General features: G+C 63.5%; 25 protein-coding genes. 13 read left to right on the top strand and 12 right to left on the bottom strand.

What is annotated here, in order from left to right:
* Nucleotides 1–34: 34 nt before the first annotated feature.
* Together KTQ36_RS07325 and trmFO are read left to right on the top strand one after the other, a co-directional pair.
* Entirely contained in the window at nucleotides 35–508 is a 474-nt protein-coding gene (locus KTQ36_RS07325) for a host attachment family protein (protein WP_218633042.1), read from the top strand.
* An 83-nt stretch (nucleotides 509–591) separates the two neighbouring features.
* Nucleotides 592–1,941, top strand: coding sequence for a methylenetetrahydrofolate--tRNA-(uracil(54)-C(5))-methyltransferase (FADH(2)-oxidizing) TrmFO (gene trmFO, locus KTQ36_RS07320; RefSeq protein WP_218633041.1), 1,350 nt, complete (start codon nucleotides 592–594; stop codon nucleotides 1,939–1,941).
* Here the strand turns inward: trmFO and KTQ36_RS07315 are convergent.
* From KTQ36_RS07315 to eno, 6 genes are all read right to left on the bottom strand, one after another.
* The gene (locus KTQ36_RS07315) at nucleotides 1,938–2,396 is read right to left on the bottom strand and encodes an EF-hand domain-containing protein (protein ID WP_218633040.1); all 459 of its coding nucleotides are present in this window, start codon (nucleotides 2,394–2,396) and stop codon (nucleotides 1,938–1,940) included. The two genes, trmFO and KTQ36_RS07315, sit on opposite strands and share 4 nt — an antisense overlap.
* A gap of 45 nt (nucleotides 2,397–2,441) precedes the next feature.
* Complete coding sequence (locus KTQ36_RS07310) at nucleotides 2,442–3,056, bottom strand: squalene/phytoene synthase family protein (protein WP_255554787.1); 615 nt, start codon at nucleotides 3,054–3,056, stop codon at nucleotides 2,442–2,444.
* Between the two features lie 25 nt (nucleotides 3,057–3,081).
* Complete coding sequence (locus KTQ36_RS07305; RefSeq protein WP_218633039.1) at nucleotides 3,082–4,470, bottom strand: pyruvate dehydrogenase complex E1 component subunit beta; 1,389 nt, start codon at nucleotides 4,468–4,470, stop codon at nucleotides 3,082–3,084.
* Nucleotides 4,470–5,480 carry a pyruvate dehydrogenase (acetyl-transferring) E1 component subunit alpha gene (pdhA, locus tag KTQ36_RS07300; RefSeq protein WP_218633867.1) on the bottom strand — a complete coding sequence of 337 codons (1,011 nt, stop codon included), beginning with the start codon at nucleotides 5,478–5,480 and terminating at the stop codon, nucleotides 4,470–4,472. The genes KTQ36_RS07305 and pdhA overlap by 1 nt, the downstream gene beginning before the upstream one ends.
* A gap of 170 nt (nucleotides 5,481–5,650) precedes the next feature.
* Complete coding sequence (locus KTQ36_RS07295) at nucleotides 5,651–5,935, bottom strand: FtsB family cell division protein (protein WP_255554422.1); 285 nt, start codon at nucleotides 5,933–5,935, stop codon at nucleotides 5,651–5,653.
* A 75-nt stretch (nucleotides 5,936–6,010) separates the two neighbouring features.
* A complete protein-coding gene (gene eno / locus KTQ36_RS07290) occupies nucleotides 6,011–7,294 on the bottom strand; it encodes a phosphopyruvate hydratase (RefSeq protein ID WP_218633037.1) in 1,284 nt (427 codons plus the stop codon).
* A gap of 144 nt (nucleotides 7,295–7,438) precedes the next feature.
* Between eno and KTQ36_RS07285 the strand changes: the two genes are divergently transcribed.
* From KTQ36_RS07285 to KTQ36_RS07265, 5 genes are read left to right on the top strand one after another with little or no spacing between them, the layout of a single operon-like run.
* Complete coding sequence (locus tag KTQ36_RS07285; protein ID WP_218633036.1) at nucleotides 7,439–7,930, top strand: hypothetical protein; 492 nt, start codon at nucleotides 7,439–7,441, stop codon at nucleotides 7,928–7,930.
* 9 nt (nucleotides 7,931–7,939) lie between these two features.
* On the top strand, nucleotides 7,940–8,311 hold the full coding sequence (locus KTQ36_RS07280; protein ID WP_218633035.1) for a phage holin family protein: 372 nt from the start codon (nucleotides 7,940–7,942) through the stop codon (nucleotides 8,309–8,311).
* Nucleotides 8,308–8,763, top strand: a complete 456-nt coding sequence (locus tag KTQ36_RS07275) for a hypothetical protein (RefSeq protein WP_218633034.1) — start codon at nucleotides 8,308–8,310, stop codon at nucleotides 8,761–8,763. The genes KTQ36_RS07280 and KTQ36_RS07275 overlap by 4 nt, the downstream gene beginning before the upstream one ends.
* Complete coding sequence (locus tag KTQ36_RS07270) at nucleotides 8,760–9,227, top strand: DUF883 family protein (protein WP_218633033.1); 468 nt, start codon at nucleotides 8,760–8,762, stop codon at nucleotides 9,225–9,227. Before KTQ36_RS07275 ends, KTQ36_RS07270 begins: the two co-directional genes overlap by 4 nt.
* Before the next feature lie 39 nt (nucleotides 9,228–9,266).
* Nucleotides 9,267–9,494, top strand: a complete 228-nt coding sequence (locus tag KTQ36_RS07265; RefSeq protein WP_218633032.1) for a DUF4170 domain-containing protein — start codon at nucleotides 9,267–9,269, stop codon at nucleotides 9,492–9,494.
* A 59-nt stretch (nucleotides 9,495–9,553) separates the two neighbouring features.
* Here the strand turns inward: KTQ36_RS07265 and KTQ36_RS07260 are convergent, their stop codons facing one another.
* From KTQ36_RS07260 to carA, 4 genes are all read right to left on the bottom strand, one after another.
* Complete coding sequence (locus KTQ36_RS07260; protein WP_218633031.1) at nucleotides 9,554–10,174, bottom strand: rhomboid family intramembrane serine protease; 621 nt, start codon at nucleotides 10,172–10,174, stop codon at nucleotides 9,554–9,556.
* A gap of 2 nt (nucleotides 10,175–10,176) precedes the next feature.
* Nucleotides 10,177–10,653 (bottom strand): transcription elongation factor GreA, encoded by a 477-nt coding sequence (greA, locus tag KTQ36_RS07255; protein WP_218633030.1) that lies wholly within the window; start codon nucleotides 10,651–10,653, stop codon nucleotides 10,177–10,179.
* Nucleotides 10,654–10,730: 77 nt separating this feature from the next.
* Nucleotides 10,731–14,087, bottom strand: coding sequence for a carbamoyl-phosphate synthase large subunit (gene carB, locus KTQ36_RS07250; protein WP_218633029.1), 3,357 nt, complete (start codon nucleotides 14,085–14,087; stop codon nucleotides 10,731–10,733).
* Nucleotide 14,088: 1 nt separating this feature from the next.
* Nucleotides 14,089–15,255 carry a glutamine-hydrolyzing carbamoyl-phosphate synthase small subunit gene (gene carA, locus KTQ36_RS07245; protein ID WP_218633028.1) on the bottom strand — a complete coding sequence of 389 codons (1,167 nt, stop codon included), beginning with the start codon at nucleotides 15,253–15,255 and terminating at the stop codon, nucleotides 14,089–14,091.
* 138 nt (nucleotides 15,256–15,393) lie between these two features.
* Between carA and KTQ36_RS07240 the strand changes: the two genes are divergently transcribed.
* From KTQ36_RS07240 to KTQ36_RS07215, 6 genes are all read left to right on the top strand, one after another.
* Complete coding sequence (locus tag KTQ36_RS07240; protein ID WP_218633027.1) at nucleotides 15,394–15,852, top strand: GatB/YqeY domain-containing protein; 459 nt, start codon at nucleotides 15,394–15,396, stop codon at nucleotides 15,850–15,852.
* Between the two features lie 51 nt (nucleotides 15,853–15,903).
* On the top strand, nucleotides 15,904–17,721 hold the full coding sequence (gene dnaG / locus KTQ36_RS07235; protein ID WP_218633026.1) for a DNA primase: 1,818 nt from the start codon (nucleotides 15,904–15,906) through the stop codon (nucleotides 17,719–17,721).
* Nucleotides 17,722–17,733: 12 nt separating this feature from the next.
* Nucleotides 17,734–19,749, top strand: a complete 2,016-nt coding sequence (gene rpoD, locus KTQ36_RS07230; protein ID WP_218633025.1) for an RNA polymerase sigma factor RpoD — start codon at nucleotides 17,734–17,736, stop codon at nucleotides 19,747–19,749.
* A 305-nt stretch (nucleotides 19,750–20,054) separates the two neighbouring features.
* Entirely contained in the window at nucleotides 20,055–20,339 is a 285-nt protein-coding gene (locus KTQ36_RS07225) for a PspC domain-containing protein (RefSeq protein WP_218633024.1), read from the top strand.
* Nucleotides 20,340–20,573: 234 nt separating this feature from the next.
* Nucleotides 20,574–21,254 carry a DUF6975 family protein gene (locus KTQ36_RS07220; protein WP_218633023.1) on the top strand — a complete coding sequence of 227 codons (681 nt, stop codon included), beginning with the start codon at nucleotides 20,574–20,576 and terminating at the stop codon, nucleotides 21,252–21,254.
* A 38-nt stretch (nucleotides 21,255–21,292) separates the two neighbouring features.
* Entirely contained in the window at nucleotides 21,293–22,138 is an 846-nt protein-coding gene (locus KTQ36_RS07215) for an AAA family ATPase (RefSeq protein ID WP_218633022.1), read from the top strand.
* Here KTQ36_RS07215 and KTQ36_RS07210 read toward each other — a convergent pair.
* On the bottom strand, nucleotides 22,135–22,356 hold the full coding sequence (locus tag KTQ36_RS07210; protein WP_218633021.1) for a helix-turn-helix domain-containing protein: 222 nt from the start codon (nucleotides 22,354–22,356) through the stop codon (nucleotides 22,135–22,137). The genes KTQ36_RS07215 and KTQ36_RS07210 overlap by 4 nt on opposite strands.
* Entirely contained in the window at nucleotides 22,356–22,787 is a 432-nt protein-coding gene (locus KTQ36_RS07205; RefSeq protein ID WP_218633020.1) for a hypothetical protein, read from the bottom strand. The genes KTQ36_RS07210 and KTQ36_RS07205 overlap by 1 nt, the downstream gene beginning before the upstream one ends.
* Nucleotides 22,788–22,829 lie beyond the last annotated feature (42 nt).

The following is a 22,829-nucleotide window of genomic DNA, read 5'->3' as shown; positions in this document are numbered from 1 at the left end:
ATGGCGTGAAGCATTTCAACATGAAGGAGGCCCCATGGGCATCGCCAACAAAACTCTCGTCATGGTCACCGACGGTCGTCGCTTGCTGTTCCTGCGCAACGAGGGCGACCGCGAACATATGAACCTCGTGGTCGAAAAGGCCACCGAGCGCGATGACGCTCCCGACCGCGAATTGTCGACCGACGAACCGGGCAGCGTGTTCAGCTCGGGCAGCACTGCGCGCTCTTCCTATGAAGAAACCGATTTCCACCAGCTGGAGGAAAACCGCTGGGTGCATGACGCCGCCGACAAGGTGAACGGTCGCGCGCTGAGCAACGACTTCGACGAACTGGTCATCATCGCTCCGCCCAAAGCGCTCGGCGAGCTGCGCAAGAAGCTCCACAAGGAAACCGAGAAGCGCACCATCCTCGAGATCGACAAGGAAATGACCAACCAGCCGGTCAAGGAAATCGAAGAATTGATCGAAGGCGAAACGCAGGAAGAAGGGGTTCCAGAGATCCTCACCTGATCGACCGGGAATGATTGCGAGAAAGGGCGGTGCGGTTCGCGCCGCCCTTTTCTATTGCCCGCCTCCCCGCTAGACGCCGCGCCATGACCCATGACGTGCATATTATCGGTGGCGGGCTTGCGGGATCGGAGGCTGCCTGGCAGCTGGCCGAGGCGGGGCTCAAGGTGCGACTTTCGGAGATGCGGGGCGGCGGCGACACGACGCCGGCGCACGACACCGATCGGCTGGCCGAAATGGTCTGCTCGAACAGCTTCCGCTCAGACGACGCGTCGAGCAATGCGGTCGGACTGCTCCATCAGGAAATGCGCCGTCTAGGCTCGCTAATCATGGCCTGTGCCGACGAGCATCGAGTGCCGGCCGGATCCGCCTTGGCGGTGGATCGCGACGGTTTCGCGCAGTGCGTGTCGGAACAGGTCTTTTCCCACGCCAACATCACGCTGGAACGGGAGAGAATCGACGCGCTTCCCACGAGTGGGATGACGATCGTCGCGACGGGGCCCCTCACCGGCTCGAAACTCGCCGAAAGCATCGCCGAAGCGACCGGCAAGGACGCGCTCGCCTTCTTCGATGCGATCGCACCCATCGTGCACAAGGACAGCATCGATCTCGACATCGCCTGGTTCCAGTCGCGCTGGGATAAGGGTGAAGGGAAGGATTACCTCAACTGCCCGATGGACAAGGAGCAATATGAGGCCTTCGTCCAGGCGCTGATCGACGGCGACAAGACCGAGTTCAAGGAATGGGAGAAAGATACGCCCTACTTCGAAGGCTGCATGCCGATCGAGGTGATGGCCGAGCGCGGTATCGACACGCTGCGTCATGGGCCGATGAAGCCGGTCGGGCTCGATAATCCGCGCACCGGCCGCTGGCCCTATGCGGTGGTGCAGCTGCGGCAGGACAATGCGCTCGGCACATTGTGGAACATCGTCGGCTTCCAGACGAAACTGAAATATGGCGCGCAGGCCGAAATTTTTCGAATGATCCCAGGGCTTGAGAAGGCAGAGTTCGCACGGCTTGGGGGCATCCACCGCAACAGCTTCATTCGTTCGCCCGAGCTGCTGGACGAGCAGCTCCGGCTGAAATCGATGCCGCATATCCGCTTCGCGGGGCAGATTACCGGCTGCGAAGGCTATCTCGAGAGCGCCGCAGTCGGACTGATGGCGGCACGTTTCGCCGCAGCGGAAGCGAAAGGCGAAACGTTCGAGGCGCCGCCGCAGGAAACCGCCTTCGGTGCTTTATTGTCGCACATCACCGGCGGCGCCGAGGCGGAAACCTATCAGCCGATGAACGTCAATTTCGGCCTGTTCCCGCCGATCGAGGGCAAGATGAAGAAAGCCAACCGGCGCCTGAAATATACCGAACGCGCGCGTGCGGCCTTTGCCGATTGGGCCGAGCGGACCGGGACGCGGGTCGGAGAGCTGGAGCCTGCCTAGCAGCTACATTTCGGCTTGGGCTTGCGTGGCTTGGGCGCGGTCGTGGCATATTCGGCGCGGGTCAACGTGCCGTTGCCGTCCGCATCCGCGCCTTCGAACTTGTCGATGGTGCTGATCGCCCATTCCTCGAAGCGCAGCATGCCGTCGCCATCGAGATCGAGATTGGCGAAGCGCTTGCGCCGCGGCTGGACGATTTCCGACAGCGTGATCAGCTCGTCGCCATCCTTGTCGACACGGTTGAAGCGCTTCTCTTCCTTGCTCACGGGATCGGCCTTCGGCGGCGGTCCCAGTTCGGGGATCACCGGAAGCTCTCGGACTTTTTGAGTCTCCGCTGCATCGGCCATCGCAGCTTCGGGAAGTGCGGCCTCCCCTTCGGCCTCGCCATCGCGGGCGAGCAACACGGCGGCGCTCGTAAGAAATAGTCCTGCGGCAATACCGGCGACCAGGCGGCGCATGGGCCACTCTCCTGTTCATCGATCCGGCGAGGCGGCTCTAGCCGATCAGTTCGCCCGTGTCACGATCCCAGACAGGCGGTGGCTCAGCATTGCGAAGGCGCGACCGGGCGTGGCCTCGGGCTCGGGCGATGTCCGCAGGAAATCTCGTGCGGCCAATCTGGCTAGTAGGGTCAGCGGGCGAAGCGGTTTGGCGAAGCGATGGCCGCCCAGTTTTGCCATGTTTTTCAGCGCACTGTCTCTGACGTCAGTCTCTGCCAGGCCTCTCACCCTCGCGAGCATCGCCAGTGCGCCGGCTTCGGCAAGCTGCGTGTCCGTGTCGCCAATCAGCTGCGCGATCGAGAAGAACAGGGTTGCGCCCGCTTTCTCGATACGGTCGGGTCCGCTGCCGTCGAGCAATGCCGCATAGCCGTCCTCGATCTCGGACAGTGCTGCGCCGCTGACCCCGCGCGGCAGGCAATGGTTCGCAACAGCCTCCAGGCGCGGTTCGGCGGGCGGCTCGTCCGAATCGAGCCGCTCCAGGGCTTCGCGCCACCAGGCGAGCCGGATCAATCCGACCTGCGGCTCGGTCGTGCCGGCGACGACTTCAGCAAGAGTCGCGTCGATGCGGAAGATCGCTTCGACCGCAGGGCGCAGCGGTTCGGGAAAATGGGTGAGCGCCAGCGCCCGGTCGGGCGTCAGCGCGCCCTCAGCGATAGGAGACCTTCTTCGCAGCCTCTACGACGTCCTCGGGCTTGATCAGCGCGAGCTTCTCGAGGTTGGCGGCGTAAGGCAGCGGCACGTCGACATTCGTCACGCGCAGCACCGGCGCGTCGAGGTCGTCGAATCCGTCCTCCATCGCGACTGCCATCAACTCGGACGCGATCGAGCAGACGGGCCAGCCTTCCTCGACGATCACCATGCGATTGGTCTTGGCGAGGCTGTTGAGGACCGTCGCCGTGTCGAGCGGGCGTAGCGTACGCAGGTCGATGACCTCGGCGTCGATCCCCTCGCCCGCCAGCGTCTCGGCTGCCTTCAATGCAACCCCGACACCGATCGAATAGCTGACGATGGTGACATCGCTACCCTTGCGCATGACCCGCGCCTTGCCGATCGGCAGGACGTAATCGTCGAGATCGGGGACGTCGAAGCTCCGGCCATAGAGCAGCTCGTTTTCGAGGAACACGACCGGGTCTTCCGAACGGATTGCGGCCTTGAGCAGTCCCTTGGCATCGGCGGCATCATAGGGCGAGATCACGACAAGGCCCGGAACGCTGGCATACCAGGGCCCGAAATTCTGGCTGTGCTGCGCCGCGACGCGGGAGGCCGCGCCGTTGGGGCCGCGGAACACGATCGGGCAGCGCATCTGGCCACCCGACATGTAATTGGTCTTCGCGGCCGAGTTGATGATGTGGTCGATCGCCTGCATCGCGAAGTTAAAGGTCATGAACTCGATGATAGGACGCAGGCCCCCCATCGCCGCGCCCGAGCCAAGCCCGGCAAAGCCATATTCGGTGATCGGCGTATCGACCACGCGCTTTGCGCCAAATTCGTCGAGCAAGCCCTGCGTAACTTTATAGGCGCCCTGATACTGGGCGACTTCCTCGCCCATGACGAAGACGCGCTCGTCGGAACGCATTTCCTCGGCCATCGCGTCGCGCAGCGCTTCGCGAACCGTCTGCGACTTCATCTCCGTGCCTTCGGGCAAGTCGGGATCGGCATGACGGGTCTTGTCGGCGGGCGCGTCGATCTGGGTGATCGCGGCTTCGCTCTCGTCACGGCCGACATCCTTGCCCTCGCCCGGCACGTCGTCGATTTCGGCGGGCTCGTCGGCGGCCACGTCTTCCACGCTCTCACCTTCTTCGCCCATCACGGCGATGGCGCTTCCGACCGCGACATTGTCGGTGCCTTCCTCGACAAGAATCTTGAGCAGTACGCCCTCGTCGACGGCCTCGAACTCCATCGTCGCCTTGTCGGTCTCGATTTCGGCGAGAATGTCGCCAGCTGAAATTGCGTCGCCTTCCTTGACGAGCCACTTGGCGAGCGTGCCCTCTTCCATGGTCGGCGAGAGCGCGGGCATCTTCAAATCCATCGCCATCAGTAGCTCTCCACCAGCACGTCAGTGTAGAGTTCGGACGGTTCGGGCTCCGGATTGTCTTCCGCAAACTTGGCAGCTTCGACCATGATCGCCTTGATTTCCTTGTCGATTTCCTTGAGCTCTTCTTCACTCACGCCCATTTCCTGCAGCTCGGCATTGGCGCGGTCGATCGGGTCCTGCTGCTTGCGATAGCTGTCGACCTCTTCGCGCGTGCGATACTTGGCCGGATCGGACATGGAATGGCCGCGATAGCGATAGGTCTTGAGTTCGAGTATGATCGGCCCCTTGCCGCTGCGCACCCAGTCGAGCGCGACCTCGGCCGCGCCGCGTACTTCGAGTACGTCCATACCGTCGACCTGGATCCCCGGGATCTGGAAGCTCTCGCCGCGCTTGTAGAAGTCGGGTTCGGAGGCCGAGCGCTCGACGCTCGTGCCCATCGCATAATGATTGTTCTCGATCGCGTAGATGACCGGCAGGTTCCACAGCTCCGCCATGTTGAAGCTCTCGTAGACCTGGCCCTGGTTGGCCGCGCCGTCCCCGAAATAGCTGAGGCACACCCCGCCATCTTCGCTGTACTGGTGTTTGAAAGCGAGCCCGGTACCGAGCGCGACCTGCGCGCCGACGATGCCGTGGCCGCCGTAAAAGCCATGCTCGACACTGAACATGTGCATCGAGCCGCCTTTGCCCTTCGAGATGCCCGCCTCGCGGCCGGTCAGTTCGGCCATGATGACCTTGGGGTCGATGCCGTAGGCGAGCATGTGGCCGTGATCGCGATAGCCGGTGATGACGCTATCCTTGCCGACTTCCATCGCCGACTGGAGCCCGACCGCGACCGCTTCCTGGCCGATATAGAGGTGGCAGAAGCCGCCGATCAGACCGAGCCCGTAAAGCTGGCCCGCGCGCTCCTCAAAGCGACGGATAAGCAGCATCTGCTTATAATAGTCGAGCAGTTCCTCCTTGCTCGCCTTGTAGCGGGTGGGCTGTGCCGGACGCTCCTTGTTGCCGAGCATCGTCGGCTTGCCGGTCGACTTGGTCGACTTGGCGGGGGTTTTCTTTTTCGCAGCGGGCTTCTTCGCCAAGGTTGGCCTCTTTCGCGTGTTGAGGAATTGGCTGTGCGTATAGGCACGCCAAGGAAAAACGCAATCCGTAGGGTTTTCTCCGGTGGGGCGGACGCCCTGCCCTATTCGAGCGGCAGGATGACTTCGTCGTCGCGGATCAGGCCGAGGTCGCGGCGGACCAATTCGTCGGCAAGATCGGGGTCGGCGGCTTCGGGACTGAGGGCTTCGCTACGCTGTCGCAGGCGGTCCCGTTCGGCTTCAAGCTCGGCCAGTTCGGCCTGGCGCTCCTCGAGCTGGCGCGCATATCCGCCCCAGGCGAGCAAGCCATTGTCACCCGCAATCGCGTAGCCGGCGAAGTTGCCGACGATGACGAGCGTCAACGCCGGGACGATCGCCCGCTTGATCAATGAAATGCTTTTAGCCCCCTTCGCCATGAAAGCCATAGAATCACAAAGGCTTGTCCCATGCAAGCGAATTCATGGTCAGAGCTTCACGCGAAAGGCGCCGCGGCCCGGATATTCTTCGTTGTCGCCAAGCTCTTCTTCGATGCGCAGCAGCTGGTTATATTTGGCGGTGCGGTCGGAGCGCGCGAGGCTGCCGGTCTTGATCTGTCCGCAACCAAGCGCGACCGCGAGATCGGCGATGGTCGAGTCTTCGGTTTCGCCCGAGCGGTGGCTCATCACGGTCGTGAAGCCGTGGCTCTGCGCCATGCGAACCGCTTCGATGGTCTCGGTCAGCGTGCCGATCTGGTTGACCTTGATGAGGATCGAGTTGGCGGCGGCTTCCTTGATCCCGCGCTCGAGGCGGGTCGGGTTGGTCACGAACAGATCGTCACCGACCAGCTGGACCTTGTCGCCGATCTTGCTGGTGAGCAACTTCCAGCCGTCCCAGTCGTCCTCGGCCATGCCGTCCTCGATCGATACGATCGGATAGTGGGCGCAAAGCTTGGCGAGTTCGTCGACCATTTCCTCCGACGTCAGGCTGCGTCCTTCGCCGGCCAGCTCGTATTTGCCGTCCTTGTAAAATTCGGTCGAGGCGCAATCGAGCGCGATGAGCACGTCCTCGCCAAGATTGTAGCCGGCGACGTCGATCGCTTCGCCGATCAGGTCGAGCGCCTCACGGGCCGAGGCGATATTGGGCGCGAAGCCGCCCTCGTCACCGACGGCGGTCGACAGGCCGCGCTCGGCCAGTTCGCCTTTAAGCGCATGGAAGATTTCGGTGCCGCAGCGCAGGGCCTCGGAAAAATCCTCCGCGCCCACCGGCATCACCATGAATTCCTGGAAATCGATCGGATTGTCGGCGTGTGCGCCGCCGTTGAGGATGTTCATCATCGGCACCGGCAAGATAGTCGCGCCGACGCCGCCGACATAGCGATAGAGCGGGAGGCCTCTTGCCTCCGCTGCTGCCTTGGCTACGGCCAGGCTGACGCCAAGGATCGCGTTGGCGCCCAGCTTGCCCTTATTCTCGGTCCCGTCGAGGTCGAGCATCAGCGCGTCGATTTCCGACTGGTCCTCCGCGTCCATGCCCAGCAGCGTCTCGGCGATCGGACCGCGCACCGAGGCGACGGCCTTGTCGACGCCCTTGCCAGTCCAGCGCGCCTTGTTGCCGTCGCGCAATTCGACCGCTTCGTGCGCGCCGGTCGAGGCGCCCGAGGGCACGGCGGCTCGGCCCATCGATCCGTCCTCCAGCGTGACGTCACACTCGACCGTGGGATTACCGCGGCTGTCGAGAATCATGCGGGCGTGGATGTCGACGATGGCAGTCATGGAGGATCCTTTTTCGGGACGGGGTTGAAACGGACTTTTGCGATGCCCCTATAGGCCAAGAGACGAACGGTGCAACTTTCCGTGTCAGTGCCGGAACGAGCGCCCGTTTGATCGGTTGGTCACGCAAAGGAGGAAGAGCGTATTATGCCTACCAATAAAACCGATTTGCCCGAGGGCACCGACAAAGTCATTTCCGGCGCCTCGACGACGGTCGTGACGACCGAAGAGGAAATCATCGTCGCCGAACCGACGACGCGCGAAAAGGCCGTGGCCAAGATCAAGGAGGGCGGCGACACCGTCGCTCGCGAAGCTGCTGGCAAGGCGCGTGGCATCGTCGGCCAGGGTCTCGAACGGTCGAGCGAAGCGATCGCCAACGTTTCGAAATTGGTCGGTGACACCGCCGACGGCATCGATGAGCGCATCGGCCCCGAATATGGCGACTATGCCCGTCAGGCTTCGTCCTATCTCAGCGATACGGCACAGAGCCTTGCCGCTAAGGATCCGGACGAACTGATCGACGACACGCGCGACTTCGTGCGCCGTTCGCCCGGCATTGCACTCGCGGGTGCGGCCATTGTCGGCTTCGCGCTCGCGCGTCTGATCCAGTCGGGTCTCGACGCCGAACGCCGCGACTAAGGCGCACGAATGCTCGAACCGCAAGACGACGGCAACGCCCTCACCAAAGACGATCCGCAGAGTTTCGATCCTGACGTCGAAATCGCCGAAATACTTGGCCGGATCGTCGGTGACGGGCGCGACCTGGCCGAAGCCGAATTTGAACTGATCAAAGCCAAGGCACTGAGCGAGGCCGTGCAATACAAGAAGCCTGCCGTGCTGCTCGTCGTCGCTGCTGGCTTCGCCATTGCGGCATTGATCGTCGCGGTAATCGCAGTCAGCGCGGCGCTCGCGACCCTGATCGGGCCGCTAGCCGGTGGACTGGTCGCAGCCGCGATCGCTGCGGGTATTGCCTATCTGTGCGCTTCCAGCGCCATTGCGCGAATGGAGAAGCTGAGATGACCGTCGACCCCAAAGTGCTCGACGCCCAGAACCGGGTCGAAATTCAGCGCGCCAAGCTGATGCGCTCGGTCGAATATGGGATCGGGCAGGCCAAGCGTCGCCTGGCCCCCGACCTGATCGCGGCCCAGGCCTGGGATGCGACCAAGGCGAAGGTGACCGACACCGCGCATGAGGCGGTCGTGGCGGCGAAGAAGAACCCGTGGCTGGTCGGCGGCATCGGCGCTGCCATCGGCCTATTCCTCGCCCGCGGCCCGCTCGGCGATGCCCTGCGCGGCGTCAAGTCGAAGATCGTAGACAGCGACGCTGAAACGCCGAAAGCGAGCGACCCCGAGAATAGCCCGGAAACGCCCGTCGCGGTCGCGAAGCAGGCGAAACAACGAAAAGCCGGCGCCGCAAGCAAACGCTCGCGCAAGTCGGCGAACAAGAATTCGAAGACGGAGGATGTGAAATGAGTGTCAAGGACAAGACCGAACAGGCCAAGGCCAGCGTAGAAAAGGCCTACGAGACTGCAAAGGACAATGTAGCCGACGCCTATGATACGGCCCGCACCAAGGCGGTGCATGCCTATGACAGCGCGCGCACGGGCGTGCGCAGCGGCGCTCGCAAGACAGGCGAAGGCATCGAGGAAAGCCCGCTGATCGCGCTCGGCCTCGGCGCTGCGCTCGGGCTAATCGTCGGTGCGCTGATCCCGCGCTCGGAACGCGAGAAGCGCGCGCTGGCCAAGGTCGGCACCGACATCAATTCGCGCGCCCACAGCGCCTATGACGCGGCCAAGGAAGCCGGGTCGGCGACGCTCAAGGAACGCGGCCTGACACCTGAAAGGGGCGAAGACGTGCTGCGCGATGTCGTGAAGGGTCTGGGGTCGGCAGCCCGCCAGTCGGCGGATGCCGCGACCGAGGCCGCAAAACGCAAGTAGGGCTTCGCAAAATCGACTTTTGTCGTTAGAGGGCCGCGCATGAGCAAGCTACACCTCGTATTCGGCGGGCGGGTCAAGGATCCGCGTGGCGTCGAATTTACCGACCTCGATTCGATCGACCTCGTGGGCATCTACGACAGCTACGCGTCGGCGGAAGACGCCTGGCGCGGCGCGGCCCAGCGAACGGTCGACGATGCCGAGATGAAATATGTCGTGGTGCACCTGCACCGCCTGCTCGAACCCGAAGAGGTCGAGCCGGCAGAATAGCAGTCGTCATCCTTCGATGAGTGAGGGCCGTCACCGCATCGCGCGGGGCGGCCCTTTTTCTATGCGCGGGGGCGGAGCAGCGGGAAGGCGACGAGGCCGGCAAGGAACCCGCCGACATGCGCGGCAGCGGCGACGGTGCCTTGGCTCAGCGTGCCGACCATCCATTGGATGAGGACCCAGACGATCAGGAGCGACGCGGCGTGGATGGCGCGGTCATAGCGTCGGTTTCCTGTAAAGGGTTTGGGTTTGCCGTAGATTAGGGCGAAGCTGCCGAAGATGGCGGATATAGCGCCGGATGCCCCGATCATAGGGACGATCAAGATGGGATCGAAGGCATATTGGGCGAGCGCGGAGGCGAAGGCGCCGATCATGTAGAGGAGCACGAGCCCTGCCCTGCCGATCGCGGCCTCGACGAAGCGGCCGCAGAATAGCAGCAGGATCATGTTGAAGAGAAGATGGCCCCAGTCGACATGAAGGAAGCTGGCGGTCAGCGGGGTAACGACGGCGGGCAGCATGGCAACCGGCGCCTCGACCGCGATGTCGAGACGCAGCGGGATGAAGCCGCCGGCAATCGCCCAGCGGTCATGAAGGTCGGGGACGACCGTCACCAGCAGCATGACCGCGACCGACACGGCGGCCAGCCACAGGCTCGCCGATCCGCGCAGGTCGCGCCAGCTCATGGCTAGATGAACTCGACTTTCGAGATCTCGTAATAGGTGTCGCCGCGCGGCGTGGTCACCTCGACCTCTTCGCCGACGCTGCGGCCGATGAGGGCGCGCGCGAGGGGCGAATTGAAGTTGATGCGGCCCGAGGCAGCGTCCGCCTCGCCTTCACCGACAAGCTGGTATTTCACCTTCTTGTCATTCTCGTCGACGAGATGGACGGTCGCACCGAACACGACCTTGTCGCCCGACAGGGTCGTCGGATCGATCACCATCGCACGCGCGAGCTGGTCCTCGTAATGCGAGATGGTGGCCTCGATCTGGCCCTGGCGTTCCTTGGCCGCATGATATTCGGCATTCTCGGAGAGATCGCCATGCGCACGCGCTTCCTCGATCGCGTCGATCACCGCAGGGCGCTCGACGGTCTTGAGCTGCTTGAGCTGTTCGGAGAGCTTCCGGTGGCCCTCGGCCAGCATCGGGACTTTTTCGCTCGCCATGATATAATATCCTTCGTCAAAACCGCTCCGCCGCCACCCGGTCGGTGGCGCTAAGCAAGCGGATTTCATGGAAAAGTTTAGCTGCCGGAATAATAGGACTGAAGCGAACGAACTTCAAGAGTCTCCGGATCGGCCTTGCCGATAATGCGCGCGACGATGGTGCTGGCGCTCACGGTCGTGAAGTAGGGCACATGGTTCTTGAGCGCCGCCTCGCGAATTTCCTGGCTGTCTTTGAGCGATTGCCAGCCCTCGGTCGTGTTGAGGACGAGGTCGACTGCACCGTCCTTGAGCTTGTCAACGATGTGCGGCCGGCCCTGCGCCACCTTGTTGACGCGCGTGACGCGCACGCCATGTTCTTCGAGATGGCTGGCGGTGCCGTCGGTGGCGATGATGTCGAAGCCATGGAGGTCGAGCATGCGCGCGGGTTCGACAATGGCGGCCTTGTCGGCTTCCTTGACCGAGATGAAGACGCAGCCCGAGGTCGGCAGGCGGGTCCCCTCCCCAAGCTGCGACTTGGCGAAGGCCGCGTCGAAATTCGATGCAATTCCCATGACTTCGCCGGTGGACTTCATTTCCGGTCCCAAGACCGGATCGGTGCCCGGGAAGCGCGCGAAGGGGAAGACGGCTTCCTTCACGGCATAATAGGGAATGTCGCGGTCGATGGGCTCGAAATCGCCGAGCGAGGCGCCGGCCATGACCTTGGCCGCGATCTTGGCGATCGGGCGACCGATGGCCTTGGCGACGAAGGGGACGGTGCGGCTGGCGCGCGGGTTCACCTCGATCAGGTAAAGCTGGTTGTCCTTGACCGCATATTGCACGTTCATCAGCCCGCGCACCTTGAGCGCGAGCGCGAGCTTTTCGGTCGCGTCCTCGATCTCGGCAATGACCTTGGGCGGGAGCGAATAAGGCGGGATCGAACAGGCGCTGTCGCCCGAATGAACGCCGGCTTCCTCGATATGCTGGAGGATTCCGGTCACCGCGACCTTGTCCTGGTCGCAGATGGCATCGACATCGACCTCGATCGCATCGCGCAGATAGCGGTCGATAAGAACCGGCGAGTTTCCAGACACCTGGACGGCAGTGTCAATATAGTGGTTCAACTGTTCGGGGCCGTCGACCACCTCCATCGCGCGGCCGCCGAGCACGTAGCTGGGGCGCAGGAGAACGGGGTAGCCGATAGTCTCGGCGACGTTGAGTGCTTCCTCGCGGCTGCGCGCGATGCCGTTTTCGGGCTGGGTCAGGCCGAGCTTGTTGACCAGGGCGGCGAAGCGCTCGCGGTCTTCGGCGAGGTCGATGCTGTCGGGCGTGGTGCCGAGGATCGGGACCCCTGCCCCTTCGAGATCGGCAGCGAGCTTGAGCGGAGTCTGCCCGCCCAGCTGCACGATCACGCCCTTGAGCGTGCCTTTCTGGCGCTCGGTCTCGACGATTTCGAGCACGTCTTCGCCGGTCAGCGGCTCGAAATAGAGGCGGTCGGACGTGTCGGGGTCGGTCGAGACGGTTTCGGGGTTGCAGTTGACCATGACGACTTCGAGGCCTTCGCCGCGATGTTCGCCCTCGTCCCCTTCGCGCTCGCGCCCCAGCGCGAAGGCGGCGTGGACGCAGCAATAGTCGAACTCGATGCCCTGGCCGATGCGGTTGGGCCCGCCGCCGAGGATCATGACCTTTTCGCGGTCCGAAACGCCGGCCTCGTCCTCGGGCTCGCCGAAGAGCGGGGCTTCGTAGGTCGAATAGAGATAGGGCGTGACGGCGTCGAATTCGGCGGCGCAACTGTCGATGCGTTTGAAGACGGGGCGGACGCCGAGCTTGTGGCGCAGCTTGCGCACTTCTTCCTCGGTCACGCCGCCGGTCATGGCCTTCATGGCGTCGTGGACGACGCCCGAGCCTTGCGCCTTGCTGGTCAGCTCGAAATGGGCCGAGCGTTCGGACAGCTGGGCGAGGCGCGCGTCGGAAAAGCCGAGCGACTTAAGGCGGCGCATGGCAGCGGCATCGCGCGGCAGGCCGTTTTCGCGCACGTCATCCTCGGCGGCGATGATCTCGCCGATCCGTTCGAGGAACCAGGGGTCGAAGCCCGAGATGCGGTGTACCTTGTCGACCGAAAAACCCTGACGCATGGCTTCGGCGGCGGCGAGGATGCGGAACGGGTTGGCACGGCCGAGCGCGTTTTCGATCTCGCTCTCTGACGCGTCGACCAGTTCCTCGACACGGTCGAGGCCGATGAGGCCGGTTTCGGTGCCGCGCAGCGCCTTCTGGAAGCTTTCGGCAAAGTTGCGGCCGATGGCCATGACCTCGCCCACCGACTTCATCGCGGTCGAAAGCAAGGGCTTGGAGCCCGCGAACTTCTCGAACGCAAACCGGGGGATCTTGGTGACAACATAGTCGATGGTGGGTTCGAACGAGGCGGGCGTCGCGCCGCCGGTGATGTCGTTCTTCAGCTCGTCGAGCGTGTAGCCGATGGCAAGCTTGGCAGCGACCTTGGCGATGGGAAAGCCGGTCGCTTTCGAGGCCAGTGCGGAGGAGCGCGAAACACGCGGGTTCATCTCGATCACGATCATGCGGCCATCGCGCGGGTTGATCGCGAACTGGACGTTGGAGCCGCCGGTTTCGACGCCGATTTCGCGCAGCACCGCGATGCTCGCGGTCCGCATGCGCTGATATTCCTTGTCGGTCAGGGTCAGCGCGGGGGCGACGGTGATGCTGTCGCCGGTATGGACGCCCATCGGATCGACATTCTCGATCGAGCAGATGATGATGGCGTTGTCGGCGCGGTCGCGCACGACTTCCATCTCATATTCCTTCCAGCCGAGGAGCGATTCCTCGATCAGCACCTCGTTGGTGGGCGATGCGTCGAGCCCGCCTTTCACGATCTGCTCGAACTCTTCCTTGTTATAGGCGACGCCGCCGCCCGTGCCGCCGAGCGTGAAGCTGGGGCGGATGATCGACGGGAGGCCGGTGGTTTCGAGGACTTCGAGCGCCTGTTCGTAAGTATGGGCGATGCCGCTGCGCGCGCTGTCGAGGCCGATGCGGTCCATCGCCTTCCTGAATTTCTCGCGGTCCTCGGCCTTGTCGATCGCCTCGGCAGTGGCGCCGATCAGCTTGACGTTGTGCTTATCTAGGATGCCGAGTTTGTTGAGGGTCAGCGCGCAATTGAGCCCGGTCTGCCCGCCCATGGTCGGCAGGATCGCGTCGGGCTGTTCCTTCTCGATGATCTTCTCGACCACGCGGGCGGTAATCGGCTCGATATAGGTCGCGTCCGCCATGCCCGGGTCGGTCATGATGGTCGCCGGGTTGGAGTTGACGACGATGACGCGATAGCCCTCTTCCTTGAGCGCCTTGATCGCTTGGCTGCCCGAATAATCGAACTCCGCTGCCTGCCCGATAACGATGGGCCCCGCGCCGATGACGAGGATGGATTTGATGTCGGTGCGTGCGGGCATCTTACTTCATCATCCCAACAAATTTCTCAAAGAGGTAGAAACTGTCCATCGGACCGGGGCTCGCCTCGGGGTGATACTGGACACTGAACGCCGGGCGGTCGGTGAGTTCGATGCCGCAATTGCTGTCGTCGAACAGCGAGACATGGGTTTCCTTCACGTGGTTCGGAAGGCCCGTGCGCTTCACCGCAAAACCGTGGTTCATGCTGGTGATCTCCACCACGCCGCTGTCGCACTGCTTGACCGGGTGGTTGGCGCCGCGGTGGCCCTGGAACATCTTTTCGGTCTCGCCGCCTACCGCGAGGGCGAGCAGCTGGTGGCCAAGGCAGATGCCGAACAGCGGCTTCTTCGTCTCGAGCAGTTGCTGGATGACGGGGATGGCATACTCGCCGGTCGCGGCGGGATCGCCCGGGCCGTTGGACAGGAAAAAGCCGTCGGGGTCGTGCTTCATGATATCGTCGAAGCTGGCGGTGGCGGGGACCACGGTGACACGCGCGCCGGCCTCGACAAGGTTGCGGAAGATGTTGCGCTTGGCGCCATAGTCGATGGCGACGACGTGGGGTGCGTTCTCGTCCGCGTGGTTGAGCTTGTAGCCCTCGCCCAGTTCCCAGCCGCCGTCGGACCATTGGAAGAGCTGGTCGTGCGAGACGTCCTTGGCGAGGTCCATGCCTTCGAGGCCGGGCCAGTCGGCCGCTTGTTGGCGGAGCGCGTCGAGGTCGAACTCGCCGCTTTCGCTGTGGGCGATGGCGATGGTGGGCGGGCCTTCCTCGCGCACCAGCCGGGTCAGCGCGCGCGTGTCGACGCCGGCGATACCGATGCGGCCTGCGTCCGCCATCCACTGGGTGAAGTCGTCTTCGGAGCGGAAGTTGCTGGGGCGCGTGACGGGTTCGCGCACGATGCAGCCCAATGCGTGGGCGCTGCTCGCCTCGACATCTTCGGCATTGGCGCCGACATTGCCGATGTGCGGGAAGGTGAAGGCGATGACCTGTTTGGCGTAGGAGGGATCGGTCATCACCTCCTGGTAGCCGGTCATGGCGGTGTTGAAGCAGAGCTCGCCGACGGCGCTGCCTTCTGCGCCGAAGCCTTGTCCCCAGATCGTCCTGCCGTCGGCGAAAACGATGACTCCCGTCGCACCGGCAGGGCGCGCACGGGTGGTGTTCGGGTCGGCCATCAAGGCACTCCTCGGCTAAAGTCTCGACGATGTCGCTAAGCCACAGCAGCTACGCGGCGCGCCATGCAACGTCAACGCTGTGTTTCCAGATATTTCCGGCTAAAGAGGTCCTTTCCGACAGACAGAGGGACACGCGGGATGATTCGCGACGATTTGAAGGCTGCCATGATCGCCAACATGAAGGCGGGCGAGAAGGACAAGGTCGCGACGATCCGCCTGATCCAGTCGGAAGTGAAGAACAAGGATATCGAAGCGCGCACCGGCGGCGAGATTGCCGACGACGACGCGCACGTGACCGCGGTGCTCCAGAAGATGGTCAAGCAGCGCCGCGAAAGCGCCGAGATGTTTCGCAAGGGCGGCGCGGACGATCGCGCTGCCGCCGAGGAAGCCGAGATCGCGGTGATCGAGGAGTTCCTCCCCGCGCAGATGAGCGACGAGGATATCGAGGCGGCGGTCATGGCGATCATCGCCGACACGGGCGCGAGCTCGATGAAGGACATGGGTGCGGTGATGGGCCAGGTGCGCGCCAAGCATGGCGCGGCGATCGAGCCTGCCAAGGCGAGCGCGGCGGCGAAGAAATTGCTGATGGGTGGCTAAAGCCGCCGCTCGCCCCTTGATTATCGATTCGATTCGGAGTGCAGTCGGCGCGTGAGCCTTCCGCCATCCTTCCTTGACGAACTGCGCGCGCGCACGCGGGTGTCGAGCGTGGTCGGGCAGGACGTGAAGCTGATCAAGGCGGGCAAGGAGTATAAGGCCTGCTGCCCATTTCATCACGAGAAGACGCCGAGCTTCTACGTCAATGACGAGAAGGGCTTCTATCACTGCTTCGGCTGCTCGAAGCATGGCGATGCGATCTCGTTCCTGACCGATTATCGCGGCCTCGGGTTCATGGACGCGGTCAAGGAATTGGCGGGCAAGGTCGGGATGGAAGTCCCTGCCCCCGATCCGCGGGCGCAGGAACGGGCGCAAAAGCGTGCCGGGCTGATCGACGTGACCGAAGCGAGCGCAGATTGGTTTCGCGAGCAGCTGAACGGGATCGATGGCAGCGGGGCGCGGGCGTATATCGGCAAACGCCGGCTGAGCGACGCGACGGTGCAGAAGTTCGGGCTGGGGTTCGCGCCCGACAGTCGCGGCAAGCTGAAGCGCGCGCTTGGCCAGTTCGACGAGAAGATGCTGGTCGAGGCGGGCATGTTGATCGATGTCGAGGGCAAGGATCCCTACGACCGGTTCCGCGGGCGGATGATGATCCCGATCCGCGATGCGCGAGGGCGGACGATTGCGTTCGGCGGGCGGATCATCGGCGACGGCGAACCCAAATATCTCAACAGCCCGGACACCCCGCTCTTCGACAAGGGCAACTCGCTCTACAATCTCGATCTTGCGCTCGCGGCGGCGCGCAAAGCGGACCGGGTGATCGTGGTCGAGGGCTATATGGACGTCATCGCGCTCGACCAGGCGGGGATCGCCGAAGTGGTTGCGCCCAACGGCACCGCGCTGACCGAGGGGCAGCTCCATTTGCTGTGGCGAATGAGCCCCTCGCCCATCCTCTGTTTCGACGGCGATGCGGCGGGACAGAAAGCGGCGCGGCGCGCGGCCGAGCGGGCGCTCCCGCTGCTCGGACCCGAACGCAGCCTGTCTTTCGTGACGCTGCCCGACGGGCAGGATCCGGACGATGTCGTCAAGCAGGGCGGCGCCGGCGCATTCGAAAAGATCCTCGAGGACGCCGAGCCGCTGGTCGAGCGACTGTGGCGCGAGGAGCGTGATGCGACCGAACTGGTCACGCCCGAACAGCGTGCGGCGCTCAAGATGCGGCTGTGGTCGCACGCCAAGTCGATCCAGGACCCGAGCCTTTCGCAACTCTATCGCGAGGAGTGGCTCGCGCGGTTCGACAAGTTGGTCGGGCGCGGTGAGCGCCAATATCAGCCGCGCGCGCAGTGGAAACAGAAAGGCGGACGCTGGACGCCTCCCCCGCCCCCGGTCGGATCGGACGCGCGCGAAATTGCGCGGGTCGGGATTGGCGGACCGACGGTGGCGGCGATGCTCCACGGCTATGCGCTGTTTCCGCAGGCGATCGCCGAGGATGTCGAGGTGCTCGCGGCCCTCCCGATCGCCGATCCAGACCAGGCGCGATTGCGAAACCATCTGGTCGATGCGGCGCTATCGGGAGAGACGCTTGATCGTTCGCGAATCGCCACCATATTGGCGGGCGACGGCCTCGGCGCACCGCCGCGGGTCGTCATGGGTTTCAGTTTCACGCGTCCCGACGAACAGCCAGAGGTGGCCGCCCGGGACCTGAAGCTTGCGCTCGAGGCGATCGCCGCAACCGCGGAGATCGATCAAGCATTGGAGGAAGCGACCCAGGCTCTGGGTCACGGGGACGAAAACGCCTTCGCGGAGCAGCAGCGGCTGCACGCCCGCAAGGCCGAAATGAACGAAAGGCTGGCATCGCTGGCAATCGGCGACTAAGCGGCACTTTATATGGCGAAGAAAAAAGACAATTCGAAGGCCGATGACGGCGACGCACCGCTGATCGACCTCAACAATTCCAAGATCAAGAAGCTGATCGCGCGCGGCAAGAAGCGCGGCATCCTCACCTATGACGAGGTCAACGAGGCGCTGCCCAGCGACCAGATGAGCCCCGACCAGATCGAGGACATCATGTCCGCGATTTCGGAAATGGGCGTGTCGATCGTCGAAGCCGACGAGGACGACGAGGATGACGGCGCCCCCGAGCCGGTCGCAGGCGAGAAGAAGCCGACGACCGCCAAGGCGACGACCAACACCAAGGAGCGCGCGGACCGCACCGACGATCCGGTGCGCATGTACCTGCGCGAAATGGGCGCGGTCGAACTGCTCAGCCGTGAAGGCGAAATCGCCATCGCCAAGCGCATCGAGGCGGGCCGCGACTTCATGATCTGGGGCCTGTGCGACAGCCCGATCACCTTCAACGCCATCATCGACTGGTCCAACGCGCTCAACGAAGAGACGATGCAGCTGCGCGAGATCCTCGATCTCGAAGCGATGATCTCCAAGGGTCCGACCCAGGAGCAGCTCGACAAGTCCGAGGACGGCGAGGACGACGAAGACGAAATCTCCGAAGAGACCGCCGGCCCGACGATCAAGGAAGACGAGGACGAGCCCGAGGAAGAAGAGGGCGACGAGGAAGAAGGCGGCATCGACGCGGCCACACGCGAACGTCGCAAGCGCGAAGAGGAAGAGGACGACAACACCCTCAGCCTCGCGCAGATGGAAGAGGCGCTCAAGCCCGTCGCGCTCGAAAAGTTCGCCGAGATCACCGCGCTCTACAAGAAATTCTCGAAGCTTCAGAACGAGCGCCTTGCCGCGCTCGAGGCGGGCGAGGATTTCCCCAAGGCCAAGGAAACGCGCTATCAGAACCTGTCGGGCGAACTGACGGCGCTGGTCGAAAGCGTGCAGTTCCATGCCGCCAAGATCGAATATCTCGTCGACCAGCTCTACAGCTACAACCGGCGCCTGACCGCGCTGGGCGGGCAGATGCTGCGCCTGGCCGAGCGTCACCGCGTGCCGCGCAAGAGCTTTCTCGACGAATATATGGGTAACGAGCTGGACGATGGCTGGCTCGACCGCGTCGCGAAGATGGACAAGAAGTGGAAGGCGTTCGCGACGAGCGAGGCCGACAGCGTCGAGCGCATTCGCGGCGAGATTGCCGAAATCGCGCAGGCGACCGGCATGGCGCTCCCCGAGTTCCGTCGCATCGTCAACCAGGTCCAGAAGGGCGAACGCGAAGCGCGCATCGCCAAGAAGGAAATGGTCGAAGCGAACCTGCGCCTCGTCATCTCGATCGCCAAGAAATACACCAATCGCGGCCTGCAGTTCCTGGACCTGATCCAGGAAGGCAATATCGGCCTGATGAAAGCGGTCGATAAGTTCGAATATCGCCGCGGGTACAAATTCTCGACCTATGCGACGTGGTGGATCCGTCAGGCGATCACCCGCTCGATCGCCGACCAGGCGCGCACGATCCGTATTCCGGTTCACATGATCGAGACGATCAACAAGCTGGTGCGTACCTCCCGCCAGTTCCTCCACGAGACCGGCCGCGAGCCGACTCCGGAAGAGCTGGCCGAGCGTCTGTCGATGCCGCTCGAAAAGGTGCGCAAGGTGATGAAGATCGCCAAGGAGCCGATCAGCCTCGAGACGCCGATCGGCGACGAGGAAGATTCGCACCTGGGCGATTTCATCGAGGACAAGAATGCGGTCATCCCGGTCGATGCCGCGATCCAGTCCAACCTCAAGGAAACGGTCACTCGCGTGCTCGCCTCGCTGACCCCGCGTGAAGAACGCGTGCTGCGCATGCGCTTCGGGATCGGCATGAACACCGATCACACGCTCGAGGAAGTGGGCCAGCAGTTCAGCGTGACCCGCGAACGTATTCGTCAGATCGAGGCGAAGGCGCTGCGCAAGCTCAAGCATCCGAGCCGCAGCCGGAAGATGCGGAGCTTCCTCGACCAGTAAGGGGTTAGGCCGTCGCACCACAGGTTCGTCGCCCGCCGATTGGCGATTGAACCTTTTGGCGCCCGCGCGGCACCTTCTTCCAAAACCGGCACTGAGGCACCGGCTTCGACGGGTGGCGGCAGCCGTTCGACGAGCGGGGGAATTTGCCACAATCTGGCAGGAACTGCCGTGCTAACAGTGCGTTCAGTTTCAAAGTAATACGCGTTTTTCCCGACAAATCAGGGCAAAACCGGGTTTGGCATAGCGCTTGCTGTAGAAGGGCAACGGCAAGGCAATGCCGCCAACGCCCATGTAGGATGGACAAGATGACGACCGAGAAGACGCCCAACATTATGATGCGCAACGACACCATTTTCGGGGTCTGCGAAGCCTTGGGCGAAGACTTCGGGTTCAACGCGCAGTGGCTGCGCGTCGGGTTCATCCTCCCGCTCTTCTGGTTCCCCGTTCAGATGATCGCGCTTTATTTCGGGCTCGGCCTGTTCGTGATGATCTCGCGCATGCTGTTCCCGACGCCGGCCGCGAAGGCCGCCGTCCCGGCGCTGCCCGAGCAGGCGAACGAGGATGGCGAGGATCTGCCCCGCGCCGCCTGACGCCTTGCGCTTCATCGCTACGAACAAAAGACAGCCCGCGCCCCTACCCCCGGCGCGGGCTACTTTTTTGCCTCGATGGCCGACGAAGGGCCCGAATTGTCCCGTTTCGAGCCAGAAATTAACTTCGCTGACCAAAAGGTGAAGGTCAAAGTAACCCTGTCTTTACGCGCGTCGGTTAGAGACTTTGGCTACCCACCAAGAGAATGATGCAACGCTGACAAGGAGACGTGGGCGATGGGACAAGGCGCGATGCAGGGTAAGCCGGTAGGCATTGCCGAAGCGCAATTGGCACGGGTGGCTGCTGACGGCCTCGCCGGGCATAGCCACGTCGCCAAGCTCCGTACCCATGCGGGCCCGCAGGCCGCGCGCGACCTTGCCGATGCGGTCCACCTGCTCTGCCAGCTTTACGGTCGTCATCCGGGCATGCTCGACATGGCTCTCTCGACGACGCCGGCCGGTCCGGTGCGCGACTGGATGATGCAGGCGGCCGAGGCGTTCGATCGCGAACGCATGTATCTCGTGCAGCTCACCAGCCAGGTCGGGCCGATGCCCTCCACGCCGGGCGCTGCGCAAACCGAATCCGCCATGATTGCCCAGCGCCGTGCGATCGAAACGCTCGCTTGTAGCGAGCGCGATGGCTGCTCGCTGGGTGCCGCGACCGCGCTGGTCGCCGACTGGCCGCTGATCCGTGCGGTGCTCGATGCCGCAGCCGTACGCTTCGGGCATGACGCGCCTGCCCCGACCATGCCGGGCGATGCGGAATCGACTGCCGCGATCCGCGAAGGCATCGCGACGGTGCCGGCCGAGCGTGCGCTGAGCTTCGGCACCGACCAGCTGCTGCTCCAGCATCGCGGACTGTTCGACCTGCTCGAAGCCCGTGCCGACGCGCGCGACAAGGCCGACGGCATCATCTGACCTTGCGCGCATGATGGCGGCCCCCTAGGTCGGCTGTCATGAAATTCGAAGGTACTTCCTCCTACGTCGCCACCGACGACCTCAAGGTCGCGGTCAATGCCGCCGTCGCGCTTCGCCGCCCGCTGCTCGTCAAGGGCGAGCCCGGGACCGGCAAGACCGTGCTGGCCCACGAAATCGCCGCGGCGATCGATGCGCCGCTCATCGAATGGCATGTCAAGTCGACCACGCGCGCCGTCCAGGGACTTTACGAATATGATGCGGTGGCACGGCTTCGTGACGGGCAGCTGGGCGAAGAGCGCGTGCACGACATTTCGAACTATATTCGCAAGGGCAAGCTGTGGGAGGCGTTCACCAGCCCCAAGCTGCCGGTGCTGTTGATCGACGAGATCGACAAGGCGGATATCGAGTTTCCGAACGACCTGCTGCAGGAACTCGATCGCATGGAATTCCATGTCTACGAGACCGGCGAGACGGTCAAAGCGGTCGAGCGGCCGGTGGTGGTCATCACCTCGAACAACGAGAAGGACCTGCCCGACGCCTTCCTGCGCCGCTGCTTCTTCCATTACATCGCATTCCCCGACCGCGAGACGATGGAAGCGATCATCGACGTCCACTTTCCCGGCATCCAGAAAATGCTGGTCCGGAAGGCGATGGATATCTTCTACCAGGTGCGCGAGACGCCCGGGATCAAGAAGAAGCCGTCGACCAGCGAACTGATCGATTGGCTCAAGCTGATCCTGCACGAGGACATGCCGCTCGACGTGCTGGCCGATGCCGATCCGCGCAAGGCGATCCCGCCGCTCCACGGCGCGCTGCTCAAGAACGAGCAGGACGTGATGCTGTTCGAAAAGCTCGCCTTCATGAGCCGCCGTCAGGGCAGCTAATAGCCGCCTTCGATCCGGCGGACATGGTCGAGCAGGTCGCCCGGCTTGCACTGCAATTCCTCGCACATGCGGTCGAGAGTCGAGAAGCGGATGCCCTTGACCTTGCCCGAGCGGAACAAGCTCATCTGCGTTTCGGAAATGCCGACACGTTCGGCCAGTTCCTTGCCGGTCATGCCGCGCGCCTTGAGCATCGCGTCCAGCGTGATGGCGATCGGCATCAGACGAACTCGTCCAGCTCGGCGCGCGCCGCGCGGCCTTCGTCGATCAGGCCCGCCAGCCCGAATAGCCCCACGCCGATCACTCCGATGACGATCGCGGTGATGTTGATCGGCTGCGCCGCGGCTCCGCTTCCGACGAGCACGACATTGGTCCCGAAGACTTCGACCAAGCCACCAATGAACAAGGCGATCCCGGATCGGCGCATCAGTCTCGACAACTGGGGCGCAAGCTTCGCTCCTCGAGCAACCAGTGTAAGCGCGCGCCAGGTGGCGAACATCGCATAGAGATAGAAGGGCATCGGAAGGACGACGGCCCAGATCCAGCCTTCCGCCATCCGGATTGCCGCCAGGGCCTGCAGGATCGTCAGCAGGAATAGGAGCAGGAATACCGCCCCGGCCGCCCTCGCCATCCACAATGCGCGCTGCTCCATGATCCGCTCCCGAGATTTAACCTTTACTTAAATATGAACATT

It is taken from the genome of Sphingomicrobium clamense (genome assembly GCF_019264355.1).
Lineage (GTDB): Bacteria > Pseudomonadota > Alphaproteobacteria > Sphingomonadales > Sphingomonadaceae > Sphingomicrobium > Sphingomicrobium clamense.
The sequence above is the reverse complement of the archived record's forward strand: the minus strand, read 5'-3'. Positions and strand labels throughout refer to the sequence as shown.